General features: G+C 61.1%; 26 protein-coding genes. 10 read left to right on the plus strand and 16 right to left on the minus strand.

Translation table 11 applies throughout. The features are described from left to right. The first annotated feature begins 122 nt into the window (after positions 1-122). Together CQ002_RS13595 and CQ002_RS13600 are read left to right on the plus strand one after the other, a co-directional pair. Positions 123-1,322, plus strand: a complete 1,200-nt coding sequence (locus tag CQ002_RS13595) for a CaiB/BaiF CoA-transferase family protein (RefSeq protein WP_105162799.1) — start codon at positions 123-125, stop codon at positions 1,320-1,322. Continuing rightward, complete coding sequence (locus CQ002_RS13600) at positions 1,322-2,197, plus strand: TIGR02285 family protein (RefSeq protein WP_105162800.1); 876 nt, start codon at positions 1,322-1,324, stop codon at positions 2,195-2,197. The genes CQ002_RS13595 and CQ002_RS13600 overlap by 1 nt, the downstream gene beginning before the upstream one ends. A gap of 170 nt (positions 2,198-2,367) precedes the next feature. On the opposite strand, the gene CQ002_RS13605 is transcribed toward CQ002_RS13600, so the two are convergent. From CQ002_RS13605 to ffh, 11 genes are all read right to left on the minus strand, one after another. Then, positions 2,368-2,652: a DUF3509 domain-containing protein gene (locus tag CQ002_RS13605; protein ID WP_034109215.1), complete on the minus strand. Its 285-nt coding sequence runs from the start codon at positions 2,650-2,652 to the stop codon at positions 2,368-2,370. Positions 2,653-3,082: 430 nt separating this feature from the next. Further along, the gene (thrC, locus tag CQ002_RS13610) at positions 3,083-4,492 is read right to left on the minus strand and encodes a threonine synthase (protein WP_034109216.1); all 1,410 of its coding nucleotides are present in this window, start codon (positions 4,490-4,492) and stop codon (positions 3,083-3,085) included. Positions 4,493-4,595: 103 nt separating this feature from the next. Beyond that, complete coding sequence (locus tag CQ002_RS13615; RefSeq protein WP_034109217.1) at positions 4,596-5,900, minus strand: homoserine dehydrogenase; 1,305 nt, start codon at positions 5,898-5,900, stop codon at positions 4,596-4,598. 129 nt (positions 5,901-6,029) lie between these two features. Continuing rightward, entirely contained in the window at positions 6,030-6,761 is a 732-nt protein-coding gene (locus CQ002_RS13620) for a thioredoxin fold domain-containing protein (protein WP_034109218.1), read from the minus strand. Positions 6,762-6,903: 142 nt separating this feature from the next. After that, positions 6,904-7,800 (minus strand): site-specific tyrosine recombinase XerD, encoded by an 897-nt coding sequence (gene xerD / locus CQ002_RS13625; RefSeq protein WP_034109219.1) that lies wholly within the window; start codon positions 7,798-7,800, stop codon positions 6,904-6,906. Positions 7,801-7,950: 150 nt separating this feature from the next. Then, on the minus strand, positions 7,951-8,364 hold the full coding sequence (locus CQ002_RS13630) for an acyl-CoA thioesterase (RefSeq protein ID WP_017736774.1): 414 nt from the start codon (positions 8,362-8,364) through the stop codon (positions 7,951-7,953). A gap of 80 nt (positions 8,365-8,444) precedes the next feature. Then, positions 8,445-8,795, minus strand: coding sequence for a 50S ribosomal protein L19 (gene rplS, locus CQ002_RS13635; protein ID WP_003175895.1), 351 nt, complete (start codon positions 8,793-8,795; stop codon positions 8,445-8,447). A gap of 45 nt (positions 8,796-8,840) precedes the next feature. After that, a complete protein-coding gene (gene trmD, locus CQ002_RS13640; RefSeq protein ID WP_024077235.1) occupies positions 8,841-9,614 on the minus strand; it encodes a tRNA (guanosine(37)-N1)-methyltransferase TrmD in 774 nt (257 codons plus the stop codon). After that, on the minus strand, positions 9,596-10,132 hold the full coding sequence (rimM, locus tag CQ002_RS13645; protein WP_003175898.1) for a ribosome maturation factor RimM: 537 nt from the start codon (positions 10,130-10,132) through the stop codon (positions 9,596-9,598). Before rimM ends, trmD begins: the two co-directional genes overlap by 19 nt. A gap of 5 nt (positions 10,133-10,137) precedes the next feature. After that, positions 10,138-10,389: a 30S ribosomal protein S16 gene (rpsP, locus tag CQ002_RS13650; protein WP_025854836.1), complete on the minus strand. Its 252-nt coding sequence runs from the start codon at positions 10,387-10,389 to the stop codon at positions 10,138-10,140. A 310-nt stretch (positions 10,390-10,699) separates the two neighbouring features. Then, complete coding sequence (gene ffh / locus CQ002_RS13655) at positions 10,700-12,076, minus strand: signal recognition particle protein (protein WP_003175900.1); 1,377 nt, start codon at positions 12,074-12,076, stop codon at positions 10,700-10,702. A gap of 234 nt (positions 12,077-12,310) precedes the next feature. On the opposite strand from ffh, the gene CQ002_RS13660 reads away from it, so the two are divergent. The 3 genes from CQ002_RS13660 to CQ002_RS13670 all read left to right on the plus strand — a co-directional run bounded on the left by CQ002_RS13660 (position 12,311) and on the right by CQ002_RS13670 (position 15,966). After that, positions 12,311-13,123 carry an inner membrane protein YpjD gene (locus CQ002_RS13660; protein ID WP_034109220.1) on the plus strand — a complete coding sequence of 271 codons (813 nt, stop codon included), beginning with the start codon at positions 12,311-12,313 and terminating at the stop codon, positions 13,121-13,123. Between the two features lie 12 nt (positions 13,124-13,135). Continuing rightward, on the plus strand, positions 13,136-14,374 hold the full coding sequence (locus CQ002_RS13665; RefSeq protein ID WP_105162801.1) for a transporter associated domain-containing protein: 1,239 nt from the start codon (positions 13,136-13,138) through the stop codon (positions 14,372-14,374). A 281-nt stretch (positions 14,375-14,655) separates the two neighbouring features. Beyond that, positions 14,656-15,966, plus strand: a complete 1,311-nt coding sequence (locus CQ002_RS13670; protein ID WP_069078233.1) for an MFS transporter — start codon at positions 14,656-14,658, stop codon at positions 15,964-15,966. Positions 15,967-16,071: 105 nt separating this feature from the next. Here CQ002_RS13670 and purT read toward each other — a convergent pair whose 3' ends face one another. The 5 genes from purT to CQ002_RS13695 all read right to left on the minus strand — a co-directional run bounded on the left by purT (position 16,072) and on the right by CQ002_RS13695 (position 19,329). Beyond that, on the minus strand, positions 16,072-17,253 hold the full coding sequence (gene purT / locus CQ002_RS13675) for a formate-dependent phosphoribosylglycinamide formyltransferase (RefSeq protein ID WP_034109223.1): 1,182 nt from the start codon (positions 17,251-17,253) through the stop codon (positions 16,072-16,074). Between the two features lie 69 nt (positions 17,254-17,322). Then, complete coding sequence (locus tag CQ002_RS13680; RefSeq protein ID WP_034109224.1) at positions 17,323-17,790, minus strand: VUT family protein; 468 nt, start codon at positions 17,788-17,790, stop codon at positions 17,323-17,325. 163 nt (positions 17,791-17,953) lie between these two features. Beyond that, positions 17,954-18,169, minus strand: coding sequence for a DUF1289 domain-containing protein (locus CQ002_RS13685; RefSeq protein ID WP_034109225.1), 216 nt, complete (start codon positions 18,167-18,169; stop codon positions 17,954-17,956). After that, entirely contained in the window at positions 18,166-18,690 is a 525-nt protein-coding gene (locus tag CQ002_RS13690) for a gamma carbonic anhydrase family protein (protein ID WP_105162802.1), read from the minus strand. Before CQ002_RS13690 ends, CQ002_RS13685 begins: the two co-directional genes overlap by 4 nt. Positions 18,691-18,726: 36 nt before the next feature. Then, positions 18,727-19,329 carry a CoA pyrophosphatase gene (locus tag CQ002_RS13695; protein WP_017736785.1) on the minus strand — a complete coding sequence of 201 codons (603 nt, stop codon included), beginning with the start codon at positions 19,327-19,329 and terminating at the stop codon, positions 18,727-18,729. Between the two features lie 146 nt (positions 19,330-19,475). Between CQ002_RS13695 and CQ002_RS13700 the strand changes: the two genes are divergently transcribed. From CQ002_RS13700 to CQ002_RS13720, 5 genes are all read left to right on the plus strand, one after another. After that, positions 19,476-20,024 (plus strand): NUDIX hydrolase, encoded by a 549-nt coding sequence (locus CQ002_RS13700; RefSeq protein WP_069078232.1) that lies wholly within the window; start codon positions 19,476-19,478, stop codon positions 20,022-20,024. A gap of 20 nt (positions 20,025-20,044) precedes the next feature. After that, positions 20,045-20,548, plus strand: a complete 504-nt coding sequence (locus CQ002_RS13705; protein ID WP_034109228.1) for a murein L,D-transpeptidase family protein — start codon at positions 20,045-20,047, stop codon at positions 20,546-20,548. 263 nt (positions 20,549-20,811) lie between these two features. Continuing rightward, positions 20,812-21,570, plus strand: coding sequence for a GntR family transcriptional regulator (locus CQ002_RS13710; protein ID WP_034109229.1), 759 nt, complete (start codon positions 20,812-20,814; stop codon positions 21,568-21,570). A gap of 10 nt (positions 21,571-21,580) precedes the next feature. Further along, a complete protein-coding gene (gene nagA, locus CQ002_RS13715) occupies positions 21,581-22,687 on the plus strand; it encodes an N-acetylglucosamine-6-phosphate deacetylase (RefSeq protein WP_034109230.1) in 1,107 nt (368 codons plus the stop codon). Continuing rightward, positions 22,668-23,690 (plus strand): SIS domain-containing protein, encoded by a 1,023-nt coding sequence (locus tag CQ002_RS13720; protein ID WP_105162803.1) that lies wholly within the window; start codon positions 22,668-22,670, stop codon positions 23,688-23,690. The genes nagA and CQ002_RS13720 overlap by 20 nt, the downstream gene beginning before the upstream one ends. Positions 23,691-23,730: the final 40 nt, after the last annotated feature.

The raw sequence follows: 23,730 nt of genomic DNA on the forward strand, positions 1-23,730 counted from the left end.
GCGGCCAGTCTAACCGATGGCGAGGCCATTCAACGAATCCTGCGCTGCATCATCCTTATCCCGGGGTTGCTCGCGTATGTTAAAAGGCATCACACCACCGCCCTGCGCAGACAAGGATACCCATGTCGTTTAATGCCAAACCACTTGCCGGCCTGAAGGTCATCGAACTCGGCACCCTCATCGCGGGCCCGTTCGCCGCTCGTATCTGTGCGGAATTCGGCGCCGAGGTGATCAAGGTCGAATCGCCGGACGGCGGCGACCCCCTGCGCAAATGGCGCAAGCTGTACGAGGGCACTTCACTGTGGTGGTTCGTGCAGGCGCGCAACAAGCAATCGCTGACGCTGAACCTCAAGCACCCGGACGGCCTGGCCATCCTCAAGCAATTGCTGGCGGACGCCGACATCCTGATCGAGAACTTCCGCCCCGGCGTGCTGGAAAAGCTCGGCCTAAGCTGGGAAACCCTGCACGCGCTCAACCCCAAGCTGGTGATGGTGCGCCTCTCCGGTTTCGGCCAGACCGGTCCGATGAAAGACCAGCCAGGGTTCGGGGCGGTGGGTGAGTCCATGGGCGGCCTGCGTTACATCACCGGTTTCGAAGACCGCCCGCCGGTGCGCACCGGCATTTCCATTGGCGATTCGATTGCTGCGTTGTGGGCGGTGATCGGTGCGCTGATGGCGCTGCGTCATCGCGAAGTCAACGGCGGCCTGGGCCAGGTGGTGGATGTGGCACTGTATGAAGCCATCTTCGCCATGATGGAAAGCATGATCCCGGAGTTCGACGTGTTCGGCTTCATTCGCGAACGCACCGGCAACATCATGCCCGGCATCACGCCGTCCTCGATCCACACCAGCGCCGATGGCAAGCATGTGCAGATTGGCGCCAACGGCGATGCGATCTTCAAGCGTTTCATGTCGGCCATTGGCCGCGAAGACTTGGCCAATGACCCGGAACTAAGCAGCAATGACGGGCGCGACAGCCGCCGTGACGAGCTGTATGGGGTGATTGATCGCTGGGTGAATTCGTTGCCGCTGGAGCAGGTGGTCGACCTGCTGAATAAAGCCCAAGTGCCTGCCAGCCGGATCTACAGTGCCGAGGACATGCTCGGTGACCCGCAGTTTCTCGCCAGGGAAATGTTCCTCAAGGCCCAGCTTCCCGACGGCAAAGACTTCAAGATGCCGGGCATCGTGCCCAAGCTCTCGGACACGCCGGGCAGCTGCGAATGGGTGGGGCCACAGTTGGGCGAACACAACAGCGCGGTGCTGGGCGGGCTCGGTTATGACGCTGCCGCCATTGCGCGTTTGCGCGAGGAAGGCGCGATCTGATGGCTCGTCGGCTCGTTCAGCTATGCCTCAGCCTCCTGCTCGCCTGCGGCTGGCCCCTGACGGCCAACGCTGAAGACACGCTGATCTGGCTAGTGCGTGACCTGCCACCCCTGACCATTTTCGAAGGCCCACGCAAAGGCCAGGGCGCCCTGGACCAACTGCTACCGAGACTGATCGAACGCCTGCCGGAATATCGGCACCAGGTGCTGCACGTCAACCGCGCGCGGGGCACGCAAATGTTGCGTGACACCGCCTCGTTCACCTGTGATCCCTCGCTGCTGTGGACGCCGGAACGGGCCACGTACGTAGTGTTTTCTCGCCAGGCACTCGTCGTCCCCAGTAATGGCGTCACGATTCGGCGCAGCCAGCAGGATGCCATGGCGCCGTTTATCGTGGACGGGCAGTTCGACCTGCAGGCTTTTCTCGACACCCCAGGAGCGCGCGTGGGTGCCACTGCAGAACGCAGCTATGGTCCGGCTATCGATGAGCGGCTTAAACACGCCGACGCGCACAAACTGGCGCTCCATTACGGCAATGACGCACTAGGCAGCTTGCTGCAAATGCAGCGCCTGGGGAGGCTGGAGGCGGTGTTGGGTTACTGGCCGGAAATCCGCTACCACTCGCTGCAACAAGGGATCGCTGCCGATGACCTGAGTTTTTACCCGATCAAAGGCACGGCCCTCTACCAACGCACGCATATCGCCTGCTCGGATACCGCCCAGGGGCGCCGAGCGATTGCACGAATCGACCAGGTGCTGCGCGACCTCCCTCTGGAAGACGCGCAACAGACGTACGCCACATGGTTGGATCCGGTCATGCGCGAGCAGTACCTGCGCGACACCCCGCACTTTTTTCAGGACTCGCCAGAACCGTGACAAATCGCGGGCAAAAAGAAACCCCGAAGCGTGGGGAGACACTTCAGGGTTAAACGTGGCCTACAAAGACCAGTACAACAAGGCACAAACACCGGAGCACAATGTTTGCTCTTGCTGTTACGAAATCTGACCGGCCACGTTGTAGGAAGTTTCCACACTTAAACAATTCTTCATGCGACGGCGGTGCTGCGGGTCTGGGCAGCGTTGCGCAATGCGGCGATGACCGAGGGTTCCAGGCGCCCTTCGGCAATCTTGATGTCGCGCAACAGGCAATCCACCACATCCACCAGTACGCGTTTATCCATCAATTGTGCGCGATCGACTTCACGTTCGACCACGATCGCGCCGGCAGGATTCTTCACGGTTACCAGGCATTCGTCCTGCACACCAGAGGTGGTCAGCGTAACCTGATAAGGGCTCAGTGCTTCTTCGAGCAATAGGCTGATACTTTCCATCTCGATCACCACTCAATAGTTCGGGAACAATCGTTTCAACGGGAGCTGCATCTATCCTAAGTGACTGTTTGGGACGTAGGAAAGTTCGCTTTATCGTCTTTATGGGGCCGTCAGGGAGTGACTTGGACCAGCATGCGCTTGCAACATGACAACGAAAAAACGGCCGCGCATAAGTGCTTACCCAATGGGCGACGGTCTTCGGGTTTTCCGGGCGCTGAGACCGAAGGTCAATCCTGCACGCGGTGGGCGCTGATCACTTTGCCGTGCAGGCAGGAGCGCAGGTATCGCGACAGGCCTGTAGGCCGCAGTGGGCAGCATAATCGTCGTCGCTCAGAAACTATGCAGCCCCCCTCGATCGAGCCTGCCTGATACAAAAAAACGCCGCTGACCCAGGGAAGGGAAAGCGGCGTTTTTATTTGCGCAATTTGCCTTACAACGGCTTACCACGGTTGCCATGCTGGCTCACAAACGCCTGCACGGCCTTCAGGTCATTAGCCAATACGGTGCAACGCTCTTCACGCTCGAACAGGTCTGCCAGGTGCACCGGCAATTCCAGCGCCTTGCCAACGCCGGCCTTCTCCACCGCCTCCGGGAATTTCACCGGGTGGGCCGTACCGAGGATCACCATCGGGATGTCCAGGCTGCGACGGCATTCGCGCGCGGCCTTCACACCGATGGCGGTGTGCGGGTCGAGCAGCTCACCGGTCTGGGCGTAGACGTCTGCGATGGTTTCGCAGGTCTGTGCGTCGTCCACGGCCAGGGAGTCAAACAGCTTGCGGGTTTCGGTCCAGCGCTCTTCGTCAACACTGAAGCCGCCACCGCTCTTGAAGGTGTCCATCAGGCCGGCAATGGCCGCGCCGTTACGACCGTGCATGTCGAACAGCAGGCGCTCGAAGTTCGAGGAAACCATGATGTCCATGGACGGCGAAAGGGTCGCGTGCAGGGTTTCCTTGACGTACTGGTTGCCACTCATGAAGCGGTGCAGGATGTCGTTGCGGTTGGTGGCGACGATCAGTTGGTTGATCGGCAGGCCCATGTTGCGCGCCAGGTAACCGGCGAAAATGTCGCCGAAGTTGCCGGTCGGCACCGAGAACGATACCGAACGCGCCGGCCCGCCCAACTGCAGCGAGGCATGGAAGTAGTAGACGATCTGGGCCATGATCCGCGCCCAGTTGATCGAGTTCACCGCCACCAGACGCGTGCCTTTCAGGAAGCTCTGGTCAGCGAAGCTGTTCTTGACCATTTCCTGGCAGTCATCGAAATTGCCTTCGATGGCGATGTTGTGGATGTTCTCGCCAAAAATGGTGGTCATCTGGCGACGCTGCACTTCCGACACGCGCTTGTGCGGGTGCAGGATGAAGATGTCGACGTTTTCGCAGTGCTTGCAGCCTTCGATGGCAGCCGAGCCGGTATCACCGGAGGTGGCGCCAATGATCACCACGCGCTCGCCGCGCTTCTCCAGCACGTAGTCCAGCAAACGACCCAGCAGTTGCAGGGCGAAGTCCTTGAACGCCAGGGTCGGGCCGTGAAACAGCTCCAGTACCCATTCGTTGCCGTTCAGCTGACGCAGCGGCGCGATGGCGTTGTGGGAAAATACGCCGTAGGTCTCTTCCAGAATCTTTTTGAAGTCCGCATCCGGGATGCTGCCGGTGACGAACGGGCGCATCACCCGGAAAGCCAACTCGTGGTACGGCAGGCCGGCCCACGAAGCGATTTCTTCCTGGGTGAAGCGTGGCAAGTTTTCCGGCACGTACAGGCCGCCGTCGGTGGCAAGGCCTGCCAGCAGGACGTCTTCGAAATTCAGGGCCGGTGCCTGGCCGCGGGTGCTGATATAGCGCATGAAAGCAAACCTTCGGTTTGGGCTGCAAGCTGTAAGCTAAAAGCTGCAAGTTAGAGCAGATCTGCTTTTACTTGCAGCTTGCAGCTAGGCGCTTGCAGCTAAATTAATTTAGATGCTCGACACGAATCCGGACGACCGGCCCAACCACGCCCTGGAGCGCTTCGAGAGCCCGAATCGCATCGTTGATGTGCTGCTCGAGCACGCGGTGGGTCAGCAGGATCATCGGCACCTGGCCGTTCTGCTCCTCGACTTCCTTCTGCATGATCGACTCGATGTTGATCCCACGCTCAGACAGGATACTGGCGACCTGGGCCAACACGCCCGGATGATCCTGGGCCTGGATGCGCAGGTAGTAGGCGCTTTCACAGGCTTCGATCGGCAGGATCGGGTGCGCCGACAGCGAATCCGGCTGGAAGGCCAGGTGCGGTACGCGGTTTTCCGGGTCGCTGGTCATGGCGCGAACCACGTCCACCAGGTCGGCGATCACCGACGAAGCGGTCGGCTCCATGCCGGCACCGGCGCCGTAGAACAGCGTCGAACCCGCAGCGTCACCGTTGACCATCACGGCGTTCATCACGCCATTGACGTTGGCGATCAGGCGGTCGGCCGGGATCAGCGTCGGGTGCACACGCAACTCGATACCGGCCGGGGTGCTGCGCGCCACGCCCAGGTGCTTGATGCGGTAGCCCAGGGCTTCGGCGTAGTTCACGTCGGCGGTGGTCAGCTTGGTGATGCCTTCGGTGTAGGCCTTGTCGAACTGCAGCGGAATACCAAAGGCGATGGACGCCAGAATGGTCAGTTTGTGCGCTGCATCGATGCCTTCCACGTCGAAGGTCGGATCGGCTTCGGCATAACCCAGGGCCTGGGCTTCGGCCAGCACGTCTTCGAAGGTGCGGCCCTTCTCGCGCATTTCGGTGAGGATGAAGTTACCGGTGCCGTTGATGATGCCGGCCACCCAGTTGATACGGTTGGCAGACAGGCCTTCACGGATGGCCTTGATCACCGGGATACCACCGGCCACAGCAGCTTCGAACGCGACGATCACGCCCTTCTCACGCGCCTTGGCGAAGATCTCGTTGCCGTGCACAGCGATCAGCGCCTTGTTGGCAGTGACCACGTGCTTGCCGTTCTCGATGGCCTTGAGTACCAGCTCGCGGGCCACGGTGTAGCCGCCCACCAGCTCGATGACGATATCGATTTCAGGGTTGGTGGCAACGGCGAACACATCGTTGGTAATCGCAATACCGGTCGTTTGGAACTGAGGCTTTGGCGAACGCGTGGCAATTTGCGCCACTTCAATCCCACGCCCTGCACGGCGGGAAATTTCCTCAGCGTTACGCTGAAGCACGTTAAAGGTGCCGCCACCGACGGTCCCTAACCCACAGATGCCTACTTTGACCGGTTTCACTGAAGAACTCCCCATGAAACGGCCGACGCTAGGTCGGCCGTGGAAAACAGCCGCACAACTGCGGCTTTCAATTAATGGCCCGTCGACTTATCCACGGGCCATGATCGTCAAAGGTTCGACGATGCTGGTTTATTTGGCACTCAGCGCCAGTTTGGCAACTTGTGGCGCCGGCTGGTAGCCCGGAATCACTTGGCCGTCAGCCAAAACGATGGCCGGTGTACCGTTCACGCCGATCGACTGGCCCAGGGCGAACTGCTTGGAAACCGGGTTGGCGCACTTGGCGGCCTTGATTTCCTTGCCATCGACCATCTTGTCCATGGCCGCTTTCTTGTCGGCCGAGCACCATACGGCTTGCAGCTGCTCGTCACCCGGCGAGCCCAAGCCCTGGCGTGGGAACGCGACGTAGCGTACTTCCACGCCCAGTTTGTTCAGCGCCGGCACTTCGGCATGCAGCTTGTGGCAGTACGGGCAGGTGGTGTCGGTGAACACGGTGATGTGGGTCTTGGTCTCGCCAATGGCCGGGTACACCACGGTTTCAGCCACCGGGATGCCGTTGATCAGCTTGGACACGCCCAGGCGCTCGGCCTTCTCGGTCAGGTTGACCGGCTTGCCGTCCTTCAACTGGAACAGATAACCCTGGACGATGTACTGGCCGTCGGCACTGGCGTACAGCACGCGGCTGCCCTTGAGCTTGACTTCATACAGGCCGGCCATCGGGCTGGCGCTGATGCTTTCGATCGGGGTGTCGAGCTGCAGGTTCGCCAGGCTCTTGCGGATGGTCTGCTCGGCCGCATCATCGGCGATCGCAAAGGTGGAAACCAACGCAATGGCTGCGGCGGCAATAATCTGGGTCAAGCGCATGGGAACTCCTGAAGGCAGACGCAGGGACGGGAAGGAACGCTGCTTGGAAAAACGCAGCACTGGGCCGTCCCCTTTGCTAACCGGCAAAGCCTACCACAGTTGGGCCGCACGGCAGCCCGTGGGCGGGACAAATTGGCGGTTTTCAGCCTCGCGGGTGATGCTTGGCGTGCATATCCTGCAAGCGTGCGCGTGCCACATGGGTGTAGATCTGGGTGGTGGATAAGTCGCTGTGGCCGAGCAGCATTTGCACCACGCGCAAATCCGCCCCGTGGTTGAGCAAATGCGTGGCGAACGCATGGCGCAACGTGTGGGGCGACAGGGCCTTGCCGATCCCGGCGACCTTGGCTTGGTGCTTGATGCGGTGCCAGAAAGTCTGACGGGTCATCTGCTCGCCGCGCAGGCTGGGGAACAGCACATCACTGGGGCGCCCGCCCAGCAGCTCGCTGCGGGCATCGCGCATGTAGCGCTCGACCCACACAATAGCCTCCTCGCCCATGGGAACCAGCCGCTCCTTGCTGCCCTTGCCCATTACGCGCAACACACCCTGGCGCAGGTTCACTTGCTCCAGGGTCAGGCTGATCAGCTCGGTCACCCGCAGGCCACAGGCGTACAGCACTTCGAGCATGGCACGGTCGCGCTGGCCGATGGCTTCGCTGAGGTCGGGCGCAGCGAGCAAGGCCTCTACGTCGGCTTCCGACAGGGATTTTGGCAGTGGCCTGCCGAGTTGCGGCATGTCGACTTGCAGGGTGGGGTCGAGGGCGATCAGTTTTTCCCGCAACAGGTAGCGATAAAACCCACGCACGCCCGAGAGGAATCGCGCGGTGGAGCGCGGTTTGTAATGCTGCTCCAGGCGCCAGGCCAGGTGATCGAGGATCAGCTCGCGACCGGCGTTGATCAGTTCGAGGTTTTTCTCCTGCAGCCAGCCATTGAACAGCGCCAGGTCACTGCGGTAAGCCTGGCGGGTGTTGTCCGACAGGCCTTTTTCCAGCCAGAGAGCGTCGAGGAAGCGGTCGATCAAGGGGTGGTCAATGGCGGGCATGGGGGCTCAGGCTGATTACGTAATGTCTGGTAGATCCTATCGCAGGCAAGCCAGCTCCACAGGGGTTTTGTGTCGGGCCATCCATGTGTAACCGACACCGATCGGATGTGGGAGCTGGCTTGCCTGCAATGGCCGTGACTCGGTCTCAGGTCAGTCTACAAACCCAGGCAAAACCGGCACTGGACGCTTATCCGCATCAATCGCGACAAAACTGAACACGCCCTGGATCGCCCTCTCGCGACCATCGGCACTCATGCTCTCGACGAACACTTCCACCTCGACCTTGAGGCTGGTGTTGCCGACCTTGATCACACGGCCGATCAGCTCAACGATGGAGCCAGCAGGGATCGCATGATTGAAATCGATACGGTCAGTAGACACCGTCACCAGCGGCAAGCGGCAGAAACGCGTGGCGGTGATGAACGACACTTCATCCATCCACGCCAGGGCAGTGCCGCCGAACAGCGTGTTGTGGTGGTTGGTGGTCGGCGGGAACACGGCCTTGGTCACGTGGGTAACGGACAGGTCGGTGCGGCGCTGGATTTCTTCGAGGCGGGTGGTCATGGACAAATACCGGGATGGACAAATTTCAGGCACAAAAAAGCAGCCCGTAGGCTGCTTTTTTCTGCATCGGGAAGCTGGACTTAAGCCAGTTTTTCCTTGATGCGAGCTGCTTTACCGGACAGGTCACGCAGGTAGTACAGCTTGGCTTTACGTACGTCACCGCGACGCTTGACGGCCATGCTGTCGATTTGCGGGCTGTAGGTCTGGAAAGTACGCTCTACGCCAACACCGTTGGAGATTTTACGAACAGTGAAAGCACTGTTCACACCACGGTTACGCTTGGCGATTACCACGCCTTCGAACGCTTGCAGACGCGAACGGTCGCCTTCCTTCACTTTCACCTGGACGACAATGGTGTCGCCTGGGGCAAAGGTAGGGATCTCTTTGGTCATCTGCTCTGCTTCGAGTGCAAGGATGATTTTGTTAGTCATGCTGTGCTCCTAAGGTAAGTCAATGGACCTACCATCGATACGTTGTTAACTATCGTCCCGCGCGAGGATGTATTCCTCGAGCAGCTTCTTCTCTTCTCCAGAAAGCGAGCGGCTTTCCAGAAGATCGGCGCGTCGTTCATAGGTCCGACCAAGGGACTGCTGTAAACGCCAACGCCGGATGTGTGCGTGATTGCCACTTAGCAATACGTCGGGAACACGCTGATCCGCATACACCTCCGGTCGGGTGTAGTGCGGGCAATCCAGCAAACCATCCGTGAAGGAATCTTCCTCCGCGGAGTCCGCATGCCCTAAAGCTCCAGGCAGCAGTCGTGTAACCGCATCTATCAGGACCATCGCCGGCAGCTCGCCGCCAGACAGGACATAGTCCCCAATCGACCACTCTTCATCGACATGAGCCTCAATAAAACGCTCGTCAATGCCTTCATAGCGACCGGCAATCAGGATCAGTGCTTCCTCATTCGCCAGTTCGCGTACCGCCGCCTGTTTCAGCTGACGGCCTTGAGGGGACAGGTAAATTACCTTCGCCTTCTCCCCGGCAGCAGCCTTGGCCTGAACCAACGCGTCTTCCAGGGGCTTGATCTTCATCACCATGCCCGGGCCACCGCCAAATGGGCGATCGTCCACAGTGTGATGCCGATCCGTCGTGTAGTCTCGCGGGTTCCAACAGGTAAGCTGCAACAGCCCCTGTTTCACCGCCCGACTGGTGATGCCGTACTCGCTGATGGCGGAAAACATCTCGGGAAACAAACTGATCACTTCAATGCGCAAATTAGCCACGCTTAGAAGTCCGCGTCCCATTCCACCTTCATCTCGCCCGCTGCCAGGTCGACGGCCAACACGCATTGCTCGGTATACGGCAACAGGCGTTCACGATCATCCAGGCTGCCAGCGCAAGGCTTGACCACCATTACATCATTGGCGCCGGTTTCCAGAAGATGATCGATTTTCCCGAGCAGTTGCCCGAGTTGATCAATAACCTTCAGACCTTCCAGCTGGTACCAGTAGTACTCGCCATCGGTCAATTCAGGGAACAGGTTGCGCGGCACGCAGATCTCATAACCGGCCAGAAGACGAGCTTCTTCACGATCATCAAGACCCTTGAGCTTTGCGACCAGGAACTTATCGCTCCCGCGTCCACTGACCAGCTCGACCTGTTTCACACTGCCTTCGCGCTTGAGCGTCCAGGTCTTGTACTGCAACAGGTTTTCAGTCGGATCAGTAAAGGAATACACCTTCACTTCGCCGCGAACGCCATGAACAGAGTAAATCTTGCCGATAACGATCAAATCATCAGCAACAGCTGGCGTCGCGTTCATATTGCTCAGGCTGCGGCCTTAGCCGAGTCCTTCAACAGCTGAGCAACACGCTCAGATGGTTGTGCACCAACGCTCAGCCAGTAGGCTACGCGCTCTTGGTTCACGGACAGACGAACTTCTTGACCACGAGCGATCGGGTTGAAGAAGCCAACTTGTTCCTTGTGAGAGCCGTCACGTGGGTTGCGGCTGTCAGTTACGGTCAAGTGGTAAAACGGGCGCTTTTTGGAGCCGCCAAGGGCAAGACGGATTGTTAGCATGTGAACATCGTTCCTGTAGTCGGTGCTGCAAATCTAAATGCACAGCGGGCATAGGTGCCCGAAAGGCCGCATATTCTAAGGAATATCCGGACTTTTGCAAATGTCTTTTTCTGGCGCCTATCGGCGTGCCATTCAGATCTGCTATAGAGCCGTCGGTTAAAACGGCGAGTCAGCGCCCGCCAATCGCGGGTTTGCTGGAGATCCCACATCCCTGTGGGTCGGAGCAAAAGCGAGCTTTTGCTCGAATTCTTGTGGCCTGTTTCGTGGATAGCACCCGCCATACGTGAGCAGCTATCCTCGAAACAGGTCACTACATTTTTGGCATGCCGCCGCCGGGCAACATACCGCCCATGCCGCGCATCATCTTGGCCATGCCGCCTTTGGCGGAGAATTTCTTCATCATCTTCTGCATCTGCTTGTGCTGCTTGATCAAGCGACCGATGTCTTGCACCTGGGTGCCAGAACCCATGGCGATCCGACGTTTGCGCGAACCGCTGATCAGCTCAGGGTCGCGGCGCTCGGCCGGGGTCATGGAGTTGATGATGGCTTCCATCTGCTTGAACTGCTTCTCTGCCGCGCCCTGGGCATTGCCCATTTGCGCCAGGTTCACACCGCCGATATTCGGCAGCTTGTCCATCAGGCCGCCAAGGCCACCCATGTTCTTCATCTGTTGCAGCTGGTCACGGAAGTCTTCGAGGTCGAAGCCCTTGCCCTTCTTCAGCTTCTTGGCCAGTTTGTCGGCCTTGTCCTTGTCGAGGGTCGCTTCGGCCTGTTCGATCAGGCTGAGTACGTCACCCATGCCGAGGATACGCGAGGCGATACGCTCAGGGTGGAACGGTTCGAGCGCTTCGCTCTTCTCGCCCATACCGATGAACTTGATCGGCTTGCCGGTGATGGCACGCACCGACAACGCAGCACCGCCACGGGCGTCGCCGTCGACCTTGGTGAGGATCACGCCGGTCAGCGGCAGTGCATCACCGAAGGCCTTGGCGGTGTTGGCCGCATCCTGGCCGGTCATCGCGTCGACCACGAACAGCGTCTCGACCGGGTTGATCGCGGCATGCAGCGCCTTGATCTCGCCCATCATCTCTTCGTCGATGTGCAGGCGACCGGCGGTATCGACGATGACCACGTCGATGAATTTCAGCCTGGCTTCTTTAATAGCAGCGTTGGCGATGTCGACCGGCTTCTGGCTCAGGTCGGACGGGAAGAAGGTCACGCCCACTTCGCCCGCAAGCATTTCCAACTGCTTGATAGCTGCCGGACGGTAGACGTCGGCCGACACCACCATCACGGACTTTTTCTTGCGCTCTTTAAGGAAGCGCGCCAGCTTGCCGGCAGTGGTGGTTTTACCCGCACCCTGCAGACCGGCCATCAAGACGACGGCCGGTGGCACGGCGCTGAGGTTCAAGTCTTCGTTGGCCGCGCCCATCAGGCTTTCGAGTTCGGCCTGGACGATCTTCACAAAGGCCTGGCCCGGGGTCAGGCTGCGGGACACTTCGGTGCCGACCGCGCGCTCCTTGACCGAGTTGACGAAATCCTTCACCACCGGCAAGGCCACGTCGGCTTCCAGCAACGCCATGCGCACTTCGCGCAGGGTGTCTTTAATATTGTCCTCGGTCAGCTTGGCCTTGCCGGTAACGTGGCGCAGCGTCTGCGAGAGACGGTCAGTCAAGTTTTCAAACATGCGCGATCCTTTCAGGCCCTATTCATCGAAATGCATTGGTAGACCGAGGTAATGGCAGCCCAGGCTGTGGTAAATCGCTATTAAAAACAGCGCTCGGCGAGCCTGCGGCGTGGGCAGGTCGCGGATTATAGCGAAGACTGCCGCCATGCACACCCGCTGTCTGGCCTGAGAGTCTTTCGTGTTACGCAGGGGTATGCCAAACTCAGCGCCTTTCGGGCCTGCTTAACAGGATTTATGCTCCCTTTGTCACCCAGTTTGCTACCCAGCCTCGCCGCCGCCATCTTGTATGCCGCTGCGACCCTCTATCAGGGCACTCGTCTGGCCCAAGGCGCCAAGGCCGACAAACGCCTGCTGGTAGGCCTTGGCGTCCTCGCCCTGCTGGCCCACGCTGCCAGCCTGTTCACGCATTTGATGACGCCGGTCGGCCTGGGCCTGGATTTTTTCAGCGCCGCCAGCCTGATTGCCGCCGCCGTCATCGCACTGACCCTGATGGCCTGCTACCGGATTCCCGTCGAGAACCTGCTGGTGCTGCTCTTCCCGCTGGGAATGCTGACGGTGCTGCTGGCGCAATTCGCGCCGACCGGCACCGTACAGGTGATTGACGAAGAGCCGGGCATCCTCGCGCACATCCTGCTGTCGATCCTCGCCTACGGCATGTTCACCATCGCGGTGTTCCAAGCCTTGCTCCTGCTGCTGCAGGACCACCAGCTCAAGCACAAGCACCCGTCCGGGCTGATCAAGAACTTCCCACCGCTGCAAACCATGGAAAGCCTGCTGTTCGGCTTCCTGTGGGCCGGCTGGACACTGCTGTCGCTGTCGCTGATCTCCGGCTGGCTGTTCGTCGAAAACCTCTTCGCCCAACACCTGGTGCACAAAACCCTGCTGGCGTGCCTGGCCTGGGTAGTGTTCAGTGTCTTGTTGTGGGGCCGTAACCGCCTCGGCTGGCGCGGGCACAAGGCGATTCGCTGGACCCTGGCCGGTTTCTGCCTGCTGATGCTGGCCTATTTCGGCAGCAAGCTGGTTCGCGAATACATCCTGCATATCTGACGGGCAGCGATCATGGATAACTTGCCCCTGGGGCCAATGCTAGCGGTAGTCGCCTTGCTGGTTTTGTGGGCGGCGCTGTTTACCGCCATCGAAGCCGCGCAACAACATTTACTGGCCCTGCGCCCCGGTACACGCCAGGGCGACAAGGCTGCCGCCCGCCTGAACTTTCCACGCCACAGCCTGATCCTGTGCAACAGCTTGTGCCGCGCTGCGGTAGTGATCCTCTGCACGCTGCTGGCGATCTACGCCTGGGCACAGAATGGCCCATGGCTCGGCTGGCTGATCTCGTGTGCCCTGTTGCTGATATTCGCCGACTACCTGCCACGCACCCTGGCCACTCGCTACCCACAAGCCGTGCTCGGCTTTGGCAATACGCTGTTGGGCGTACCGTTGAAAATCCTCTACCCCCTGGCCTGGCTGCTCAATGGCATCAGCCTGTTGCTGCTCCGTCCGTTTGCGCGCAAGGCCGGCGTGGTGAAGAAAAGCGATGAACCGCTGCCCGACCACGACGACGAGCCTGAACCCGATACCGACGAAGGCCGCACGCCACGCATGCCCGGTATCCACGCGCTGGACAACATCACCGTGAATGACATCCTGGTGCCGCGCAGTGAAGTGGACGGCATCAACCTGGATGACTCGATCGAGGACATCATCGAGCAACTGCGCACGTCCCCACGTACGCGCCTGCCGGTGTTCCACAGTGATATCAACCAGGTGCAGGCCGTGCTCAACACCCGGCAGATCCAGCACCTGCTGCCCGACGCCAGCCTGACCAAAGAGGCATTGCTCGCCGCCTGCCACGAACCCTACTTCGTCCCGGAAAGCACGCCCCTGCAACTGCAACTGCTGAACTTCCACAAACAGCAGCGGCGCCTGGGCATGGTGGTGGACGAATACGGCGAAGTGCTTGGCATTGTCACGCTGGAAGATATTCTCGAAGAAATCGTCGGCGAATTCGAAAGCGAACAGAGCGCGGACAACCCGCACATCGAGGCCCAGCCCGATGGCCGCTACATCATCGACGGTGCCGCCTCGATCCGCGAACTGAACAAGAGCCTGAGCTGGCACCTGCCCAGCGACGGCCCCAAGACCCTCAACGGCCTGGTCACCGAAGCCCTGGAGACCATCCCGGACTGCGCGGTGTGCCTGAAGATCGGCCGCTACCGCCTGGAGATCCTCGAGACCGAGGACAACCGGGTGAGCAAGGTGCTGATCTGGCATACCAGCCGAATGCCCGTCGCCGCCTGATCGACCTTGATCAAGCCAGCTCCCACGCTGACCGGGCCACCTTCCAAAGATCCTCGCCAGCCCCTTGTTGGATTCGCAAACCCCTTCCTATAATCGGGGCGGCTTACCAGAGCCGCGCCCGACCGCGTGCTACCCGCACTGAACGCGTCCAGGCACCGCTTCACCGTGTCTGACCGGTGTTCGCTCCCATCCCGAGCCGCCCCGCGCACTACCCTGATCCATGGGTGTTCGACCAATAATAATCCGCGTCCAAACGCGCAATGACCATCAGGGATACCGCCATGAGCACCACCTACCACGAGGCCGCGACCGCCGCCCCGACCAACTCGACTGCACGGGTCGCCACGGCGAGCATCGTCGGCACCGCCATCGAGTTCTACGACTTCTATATCTACGCCACGGCTGCTGCGCTGGTGATCGGACCGGTGTTCTTCCCGCAGAGCTCCGGCACGGCGCAGATGCTGGCCTCGTTCCTGACCTTCGGTATCGCCTTCATCGCCCGCCCACTGGGCTCGGCATTGTTCGGCCACTTCGGCGACCGCATCGGGCGTAAATCAACCCTGGTGGCCTCGCTGCTGCTGATGGGCGTGTGCACCACGCTGATTGGCCTGCTCCCCGGCTATGACAGCATCGGTGCCTGGGCGCCGATCCTGTTGTGCGTACTGCGCTTCGGCCAAGGGCTTGGCCTGGGGGGCGAATGGGGCGGCGCGGCGCTGTTGGCGACCGAAAATGCGCCCAAGGGCAAACGCGCCTGGTTCGGCATGTTCCCGCAACTCGGCCCTTCGATCGGTTTCCTGGCGGCCAACGGTTTGTTCCTGATCCTGGCCATGAGCCTGAACGACGAGCAGTTCCGCAGTTGGGGCTGGCGCATTCCGTTCATCCTCAGCGCTGCGCTGGTGATGGTCGGCCTGTATGCGCGGCTGAAGCTGCATGAAACGCCGGTGTTCGCCAACGCCGTGGCCAAGGAAGCCCCGGTCAAAGTGCCGCTGGTGGAATTGTTCAGCCAGCACTGGCTGCCGGTATTGCTGGGCGCCGCGTCGATGGTGGTGTGCTATGCGCTGTTCTACATCACCACGGCGTTCTCCCTGAGTTACGGCGTTTCCACCTTGGGCTACAGCCGCGAAACCTTCCTCGGCCTGCTGTGCTTCGCCGTGCTGTTCATGGGGCTGGCGACACCGCTGGCAGCCTTGGCTAGCGATCGCTTCGGGCGCAAACCGGTGCTGATCGTCGGTGCAATCCTGGCGATTCTTTCAGGCTTTACCATGGAACCGCTGCTCACCCACGGGTCCACTTGGGCCGTGGCGCTATTCCTGGCGTTGGAGCTGTTCCTGATGGGCGTGACCTTCGCGCCGATGGGCGCGCTGTTGCCAGAACTGTTCCCGACCCGCGTGCGTTATACCGGCGCTTCGGCGGCCTATAACCTGGGTGGTATTGTCGGGGCGTCGGCGGCACCGTTCTTCGCGACCAAGCTGGTGGCGATGGGTGGCCTGAGTTATGTCGGTGGGTATGTGTCGGCGGCAGCGTTGCTCAGCTTGATTGCTGTGCTGTGCCTGAAAGAGACGCGGGATAACGATTTGAACAAGGTTGCCTGATCGACCGCTTTCGCGAGCAAGCCCGCTCCCACATTTTGATCGGTGCCCGACTTGGCAATGCGATCGAATGTGGGAGCGGGCTTGCTCGCGAAGGGCGCGACGCGGTTACAGCTCTACTACAACCGCCTTCGAAGCACGGGTGGCCTTGGCCCGAGCCGCTTCAATCGACTCATCCCGCGCCAATGCCACACCCATGCGACGCTGGCCGTTCACTTGCGGCTTGCCAAACAGACGCAACGCCGTGTCCGGCTCGCTCAACGCGGCGCCCAGGTTGGCGAACGCCGTCTGGGTCGACTGCCCTTCCACCAGAATCACCGCCGAAGCCGAAGGCCCGAACTGACGGATCAATGGGATAGGCAAGCCCAGGATGGCGCGCGCGTGCAGCGCGAACTGCGACAGGTCCTGGGAAATCAGGGTCACCAGGCCGGTGTCATGCGGACGCGGCGAGACTTCGCTGAACCACACCTGATCACCCTTGATGAACAACTCCACGCCAAACAGGCCACGCCCCCCCAGGGCCTCGGTCACCGCTTTGGCAACGCGCTCGGATTCGGCCAAGGCAATCGGGCTCATGGCCTGCGGCTGCCAGGATTCCTGGTAATCGCCTTTCTCCTGACGGTGACCGACTGGCGCGCAGAAGGTGGTGCCGCCGATGTGACGTACGGTCAGCAGGGTAATTTCGTAGTCGAAGTCGATAAAGCCTTCTATGATCACGCGACCTTTACCCGCACGGCCGCCTTCCTGGGCGTAGTCCCAGGCTTTCTGCACGTCCTCGGCGCTGCGCAGCAGGCTCTGGCCCTTGCCCGACGAACTCATCACCGGCTTGACCACGCACGGGAAGCCCAGGTCCTGGACGGCCTTGCTGTAGTCTTCGAAGGTATCGGCGAAGTGGTACGGCGAGGTAGGCAGGTCCAGCTCTTCGGCGGCCAGGCGGCGGATGCCTTCGCGGTTCATGGTCAGCGAGGTGGCACGCGCGGTCGGGATCACGGTGAAGCCTTCGGCCTCCAGTTCCACCAGGGTGGCAGTGGCGATGGCTTCGATTTCCGGCACGATGAAGTGCGGTTTTTCCGCTTCGATCACCGCACGCAGGGCGGCGCCATCGAGCATGTTGATCACGTGGCTACGGTGCGCCACCTGCATGGCGGGCGCGTTGGCGTAGCGATCCACGGCAATCACTTCAACGCCCAGGCGTTGCAGTTCGATTACCACTTCCTTGCCCAGCTCACCGCAGCCACACAGCAAAACGCGGGTCGCGGTTGGCGACAATGGAGTTCCGATTCGGGTCATCTCAGGTCCTCAGGGGAGCGGATCATGGGGAGAAAGGCCGGCATTTTACATGAACTGTAAAAATTGGCGTCAGTTGACGACGGCTCGCTTGCGCACACGCCAGGCCATGATCAGCCACACCACCGTGACCCCGGCGAATTTGGACACCAGCGCGGTGCCCGCCACCGCCGGGGTGAGCGCGCCAATCAGGCCGAAGAAGATAAACGTGTCGAGGGGGATGCTCAGCGCCGAACTTATCCACAGGCGATCGTGCAGCGGGCGCTTGGTGATACTGAACACCAGCCAGTCGATGCACTCGGACACCGCGAACGCCGTGGCGCTGGCCAGGGCAATGGACGGGTCGGAGGTGATGTACGACAGCACCAGCGCCGCCAGCATCGCGATGATTGCGCCGTGGCCGAAGCGGGTTTGCACCATATCGCGCAGGATGAATACCAGGCCACCCCAGGCGGACCAGATGACGTCCAGGTGCGGGGCGGTGGAGAAGGCGAAATTGATCAGCACGACGCTGCTGATGTAAGCGATCAGGAAGAGCATGGGGGATGGACCTGTGAACAAGGGGCACAGGGTACTTCACATTTGGAAATATGTCGTCTGGGAGGGCCCCCTCGCGGGCAAGCCCATTCCCACAGTTGATTGCGTTTGTCCTGTAGGAATGCGGTCGACATGTGGGAGCAGGCTTGTTCGCGAAAGCGGTCTATCAGGCGCCGGATATCCCCGGAGTCACCCACACCAACCCACCCGCCACCGCCCGCTCATGGCACAACCCCAACACCACCCGGCGTTCGGCATTATCCATGCGGCCCCAACGCGTAATCTCATCCACCGTACGCTGGCAGCCGGTACAGATATCGTCCTCGTCCAGCGCGCAAATATTCACACAGGGCGAGGCTACAGGTCGTTCAACTGCACTCATTCTTCCTGCTCGACCAGATCACGCGCATAGCGCTGCGAGTTGTGCACATAGTGCGCAGCGCTGGCTTCGAGCATGCGTTTTTGCGCATCGGTCAGTTCACGTACGACCTTGCCCGGCGAGCCCATCACCAGCGAACCATCGGGGATTTCCTTGCCTTCACCGATCAGCGAATTGGCGCCGATGATGCAGTGCTTGCCGATCTTGGCGCCGTTGAGGATTACTGCGTTGATACCGATCAGGCTGTAATCATCCACCGTGCAGCCGTGCAACATGGCGTTGTGGCCAATGGTCACGCCGGTGCCGAGGGTCAGCGGGTAGCCCATGTCGGTGTGCATCACACTGCCGTCCTGCACATTGCTGTTCTTGCCGATCAAGATCAGTTCGTTGTCACCACGCAACACCGCGTTGAACCAGACGTTGGCGCCCTCCTCCAGCTTGACCTTGCCCACCAGCGTGGCATTGGGTGCCACCCAGCTCTGTGGATGAGTCTCGACGCGGGTATCGCCCAGGCGGTATTTCATGGTTTTCCCTCACGGCTTTGCCATTCAAGCGATGGCTTAGATATTGATGAAGCTCTTGGGTGGCTGGTGCAGGCTAATCTTGGCGTCGTCATAGAGCAGATTGATCAGCTCGACGATCATGATTGCCGTCAGCCCCCAGATCTTGTATTCGCCGAACCGATAACTGGGCACGTACCAACTGCGCCCCTGGTAATCGATCCGGTGGGTATGTTCGCGTGGGTCTTGTCGGAAAAACTCCAACGGCACGCTGAAAACGGCGGCAATCTCGGCATCGTTGGCCAGGTATTCGACGTAATCGGGGATGACGCCGACATACGGTGTCACTCGAATGCCATGCAGGGAGATCAAGGGGCTCAGCGGGCCAATCACTTCGACCAGCCCGGGCGGCAGGCCGATTTCCTCCTCGGCCTCGCGCAGCGCGGTGAAGATCAGGTCCGGGTCTTCGGGGTCGCGGCGCCCACCGGGGAAGGCCACTTCGCCGCCATGGGTGGACAGGCCACTGGCGCGCAGCGTCAGGATCAGCTCAGGTTCGTCACTGCGGGTAATTGGCACCAGCACCGCGGCCTCGGGGAAACGCCCGTCGGTTTCCAGCGTATGGGGAGTGTGATTGCTTACCCGGCGAAGTAGCTCGTCCAGCATGAGTCATCTCGGTCTGTTGGCTACCTTGCATCATGCACCAAAGCGTGCGGGTGCCCAACCCCAAAACCCGTGCGGTGTCGCTAAACGACAACTTGCAGCGCCTTGCCTGTCACGCCAAGATAGACGCACTTTCCAGGAACCCCAGCATGAATTTCTGCAGCCAGTGCGGTAAACCGGTTACCCAACGCATCCCCGAAGGCGACGGCCGCCTGCGCTTTGTGTGTGATCACTGCTCGACCATCCACTACCAGAACCCCAATATCGTCGCCGGCACCGTGCCGGTGTGGGGCGACAAAGTGCTGCTGTGCCGCCGCGCCATCGAGCCGCGCCTGGGTTACTGGACCCTGCCCGCGGGCTTCATGGAAAACGGCGAGACGGTGGAACAGGCCGCCATGCGCGAAACCCTGGAAGAAGCCTGCGCCCGGGTGCATAACCTGAGCCTCTACACCCTGATCGACGTGCCGCATATCAACCAGGTGCATATCTTTTACCGCGCCGACCTGCTCGACCCGGACTTCGCCGCCGGCCCCGAAAGCCTGGAAGTGCAACTGTTCGACGAAGCCGACATCCCTTGGTCCGAGCTGGCTTTCCGCACGGTCGGGCGTACCCTGGAATACTTTTTCGCTGACCGCAGGCTGCAGTCGTTCCCGGTGCGCAGCGAGGCCGTGCCGCCAATGGGCAAGCCTGCGCCATGACACAAGGGATACCCGTTTTGATGCGTTGGTTACTGGTGCTGCTCTGCCTTTCATTCGCCACACTGGCGCCAGCCTCCACGGTGCAAACCCTGGGCGGTAAAACCGTCGAAAAAGTCCTGGTACTCAAGTCCGCGCACCAGTTGCAGTTGATCAACGACGGCAAACCGTTCAAGACCTACCGTATTTCCTTGGGTAAAAACCCCAAGGGCCACAAGTTGATCGAGGGTGACCGCCGCACGCCAGAGGGGCTCTACTGGATCGACTGGCGCAAGACCAGCGACCGCTTCAACCTGGCCATGCACATCTCCTACCCGAACATCAGCGACGCCGCCCGCGCGCGCCGCGAAGGGGTCAAGCCCGGCAGCATGATCATGATCCACGGCACGCCCGACACCGAGGATTACCCGGAGCAGTGGTTCCACACCCTGGACTGGACCGACGGCTGCATCGGCATGCGCAATGTGGATATGCGCGAAGTCTGGAACCTGGTCAAGGACGGCACCCTCATCGAGATTCGGCCGTAGTCGCGTACCGTTCGTAAAATAATCTGAAAATAATTCCTGCCCCTGGCAGCGCTTGCTGGTGAATACCAGTTCACCCCCACGCGCTGCACACTTCTGCACGCAATAAAGACCTCTCTAATACCACTTGATACCAGGCACCAATAGAGCGCCCTAAAACCGGCACTTGCACCGTTTTGGCAGCATTGACATGGTATTTAAGTGGTATTAATTTCCGGCCCACACCGGGCGACAACACTCCAATAACCGCATCGGAAACCTCACAGATGAATCCCATCCTGACGCTGCGTCCCGACGACAAGCAATCCACGCCGCTGTACCTGCAATTGGCGCGCAACCTCGAAGCGGCCATCCACGCCGGCCAGTGGAAATCCGAGCAGGCACTGCCCTCGGAACGCGCCCTCAGCGAGCAATTGAGTATTTCGCGAGTGACCGCGCGTAAAGCGCTGGAAGTGTTGTTTGCCCAAGGCCTGATCCGCCGCAGCCAGGGTTCCGGCACCTTTATCACGCCGCGCCTGGAACAACCGCTGTCACGCCTGTCGGGCTTCAGCGAGATGCTGCGGCTGAAGGGGTTTGTCCCCACTTCCCAGTGGCTGGAACGCGACATCACCCCACCGACCCACGAAGAGCTGATCCGCCTGGGCCTGTCGCCCACCGACAAAGTGGCGCGCCTCAAACGCTTGCGCAAAGCCGATGACACCGTCATGGCGATTGAAATGACTGCCATGCCCGCCTCCGTGCTGCCGCACCCGCAAGCCATCGGCAATTCGCTGTACGAGTACCTGGAAGGCATCGGCAAACCCGTGGTGCGCGCCCTGCAGCATATCCAGGCAATCAACGCCTCGGACGAGTTCGCCAAGCTGGTGGGCATCGCCCCCGGCACCGCCATGCTGCTGATGACCCGGGTTGGCTACACCGCCGACAACACGCCCATCGAAATCACCGACACCTACTGCCGCAACGACTACTACGACTTCGTCGCAGAACTGCGCCGCCATGACTATTCCGCTGAACTGCGAACCTAGAGAACTGCCCATGTCCGAAGACAACATCCTCACGCCCAGCGGCTGGATTCGCGGCCGCCTGGTGCACGAGCACGGCAAAGTGATCGCCATCGAAGGCGCGCCGTGCGACCCGGCTGACAACGACCTGCCCTACCTGCTGCCAGGCTTTATCGACCTGCATGTGCACGGCGGTGGCGGCAAGGACATCATGGAAGGCGTCGAGGCTTTCGAGACCATCACCCGCACCCACGTGCGTTTCGGTACCACCTCGCTGCTGGCTACCACCATGACTGCACCGGTGGAGGAGATCTCCAGCGTGCTCGGCCAGCTCGGCACCTTCTGCGAGCAACGTGCTACCGGCAGCGCCCGTGTACTCGGCGTGCACCTGGAAGGCCCCTACATCAACCCAGGCAAGCTCGGCGCGCAGCCTAACTTTGCCCACACCGCGCTGATGGCCGAAGTGGAAGCCTACCTGCGCCTGGCGCCGATCCGGGTGATCACCATCGCCCCCGAAATCGCCGGGCATGACGGTCTTATCCGCACCCTCAGCGAACGCGGCGTGCGCATGCAGATCGGCCACACCCTGGGCAGCTACGAAGAGGGCGTCGCCGCCCTCGCTGCCGGCGCCACCAGCTTCACCCATTTGTACAACGCCATGAGCCCGCTGCATCACCGCGAGCCAGGCATCGTCGGCGCCGCGCTGGCTCACGCCAAGTACGCGGAGTTGATCCCGGACCTGCTGCACGTCCACCCCGGCGCCATGCGCGTGGCCCTGCGTTCGATCCCGTGCCTGTATTGCGTCACCGACTCCACCGCCGCCGCCGGCATGCCCGATGGCGAATACAAGCTAGGCAGCCACACCGTGACCAAATGCCTGGGCGGTGTGCGCCTGGCCGACGGCACCCTGGCCGGCAGCACGCTGACCATGGACCAGGCGTTGCGCAATCTGGTGAAGATCGGCTTGCCCATCAGCGAAGCCTCACAACGCCTGTCGCAATTTCCTGCGGACTACCTGGGCCTGGAAGAACGCGGCCGCCTGCAACCCGGCAGCTTTGCCGACTGCGTGCGCCTGGACCGCTCCCTGACACTCACCGACGTAATGGTCGAAGGAGAAACCATTGACTTCAAAAATGCTTGAAGAGGCCCTGGCCTCCTGCGACGCCGTCGCGGCGCAACTGCAACGCCTGGACCCGCTGCTGGAAGAAGTCGCCGGCCGCCTGCGCCGCCAGCCGCCGCAAGTGGCGATGACCATCGCCCGTGGCAGCTCGGACCACGCCGCCAGCTACTTCGCCTACCTGGCGATGCAACATGTGGGGATCCCGGTGGCGTCGTTGCCAATGTCGGTGGTGACCTTGCTGCAAGCACCGTTGAAGGTCAGCGGCCAAGTGGCCTTTGGTTTCTCCCAATCGGGCCAGAGCCCGGACCTGGTCAACAGCCTGCGCCTGCTGCGCAAACGCGGGGCCCTGAGCATCTCGCTGGTCAACGCCGAAGACTCGCCGCTGGAAGCCGCCTGCGAATTCCACGTGCCCCTGTGCGCCGGGCCTGAACACAGCGTGGCCGCCACAAAGAGCTTTATCGCCACCCTCAGCGCCAGCGCGCAGTTGATCGGCCACTGGAATCAAGAACCCGCGCTGCTGCAGGCCTGCCGTGCCCTGCCCGACGACCTGCGTGCGGCCGCCCAACAGGACTGGACAGTCGCCATCGACGCGCTGCGCGACTGCCAGCAACTTATGGTGATCGGCCGAGGCGCCGGGTTTGCCATCGCCCAGGAAGCCGCGCTCAAGCTCAAGGAAACCTCGGCGATCCAGGCCGAAGCCTTCAGCAGCGCCGAGGTGCGCCACGGGCCGATGGCCTTGATCGACAAGAACTACCCGCTGCTGGTGTTCGCTCCACGCGGCGCCGAGCAGGCCGGCCTGCTGAGCCTGGCCGCCGATATGCGCCAACGCGGCGCCCGGGTATTGCTGGCGGCACCGGACGATATCGCCGAGCGCGACCTGACCCTGTCCTGCGCCGAACACCCGACCCTGGACCCGATCCTGGCCATCCAGAGTTTCTACGTGATGGCCGCAGGCCTGGCCGTCGCCCGGGGCATGGACCCGGACCAACCGCGTCACCTGAGCAAAGTCACTCGCACTCACTGAGTTCGAGTCGATTGCCGTTTTTCCTGATGAGTACCGTGCC

Origin of the sequence: Pseudomonas sp. MYb13 (assembly GCF_002980075.1) — a bacterium.
In the GTDB taxonomy this organism is placed as follows: Bacteria; Pseudomonadota; Gammaproteobacteria; order Pseudomonadales; family Pseudomonadaceae; genus Aquipseudomonas; species Aquipseudomonas lurida.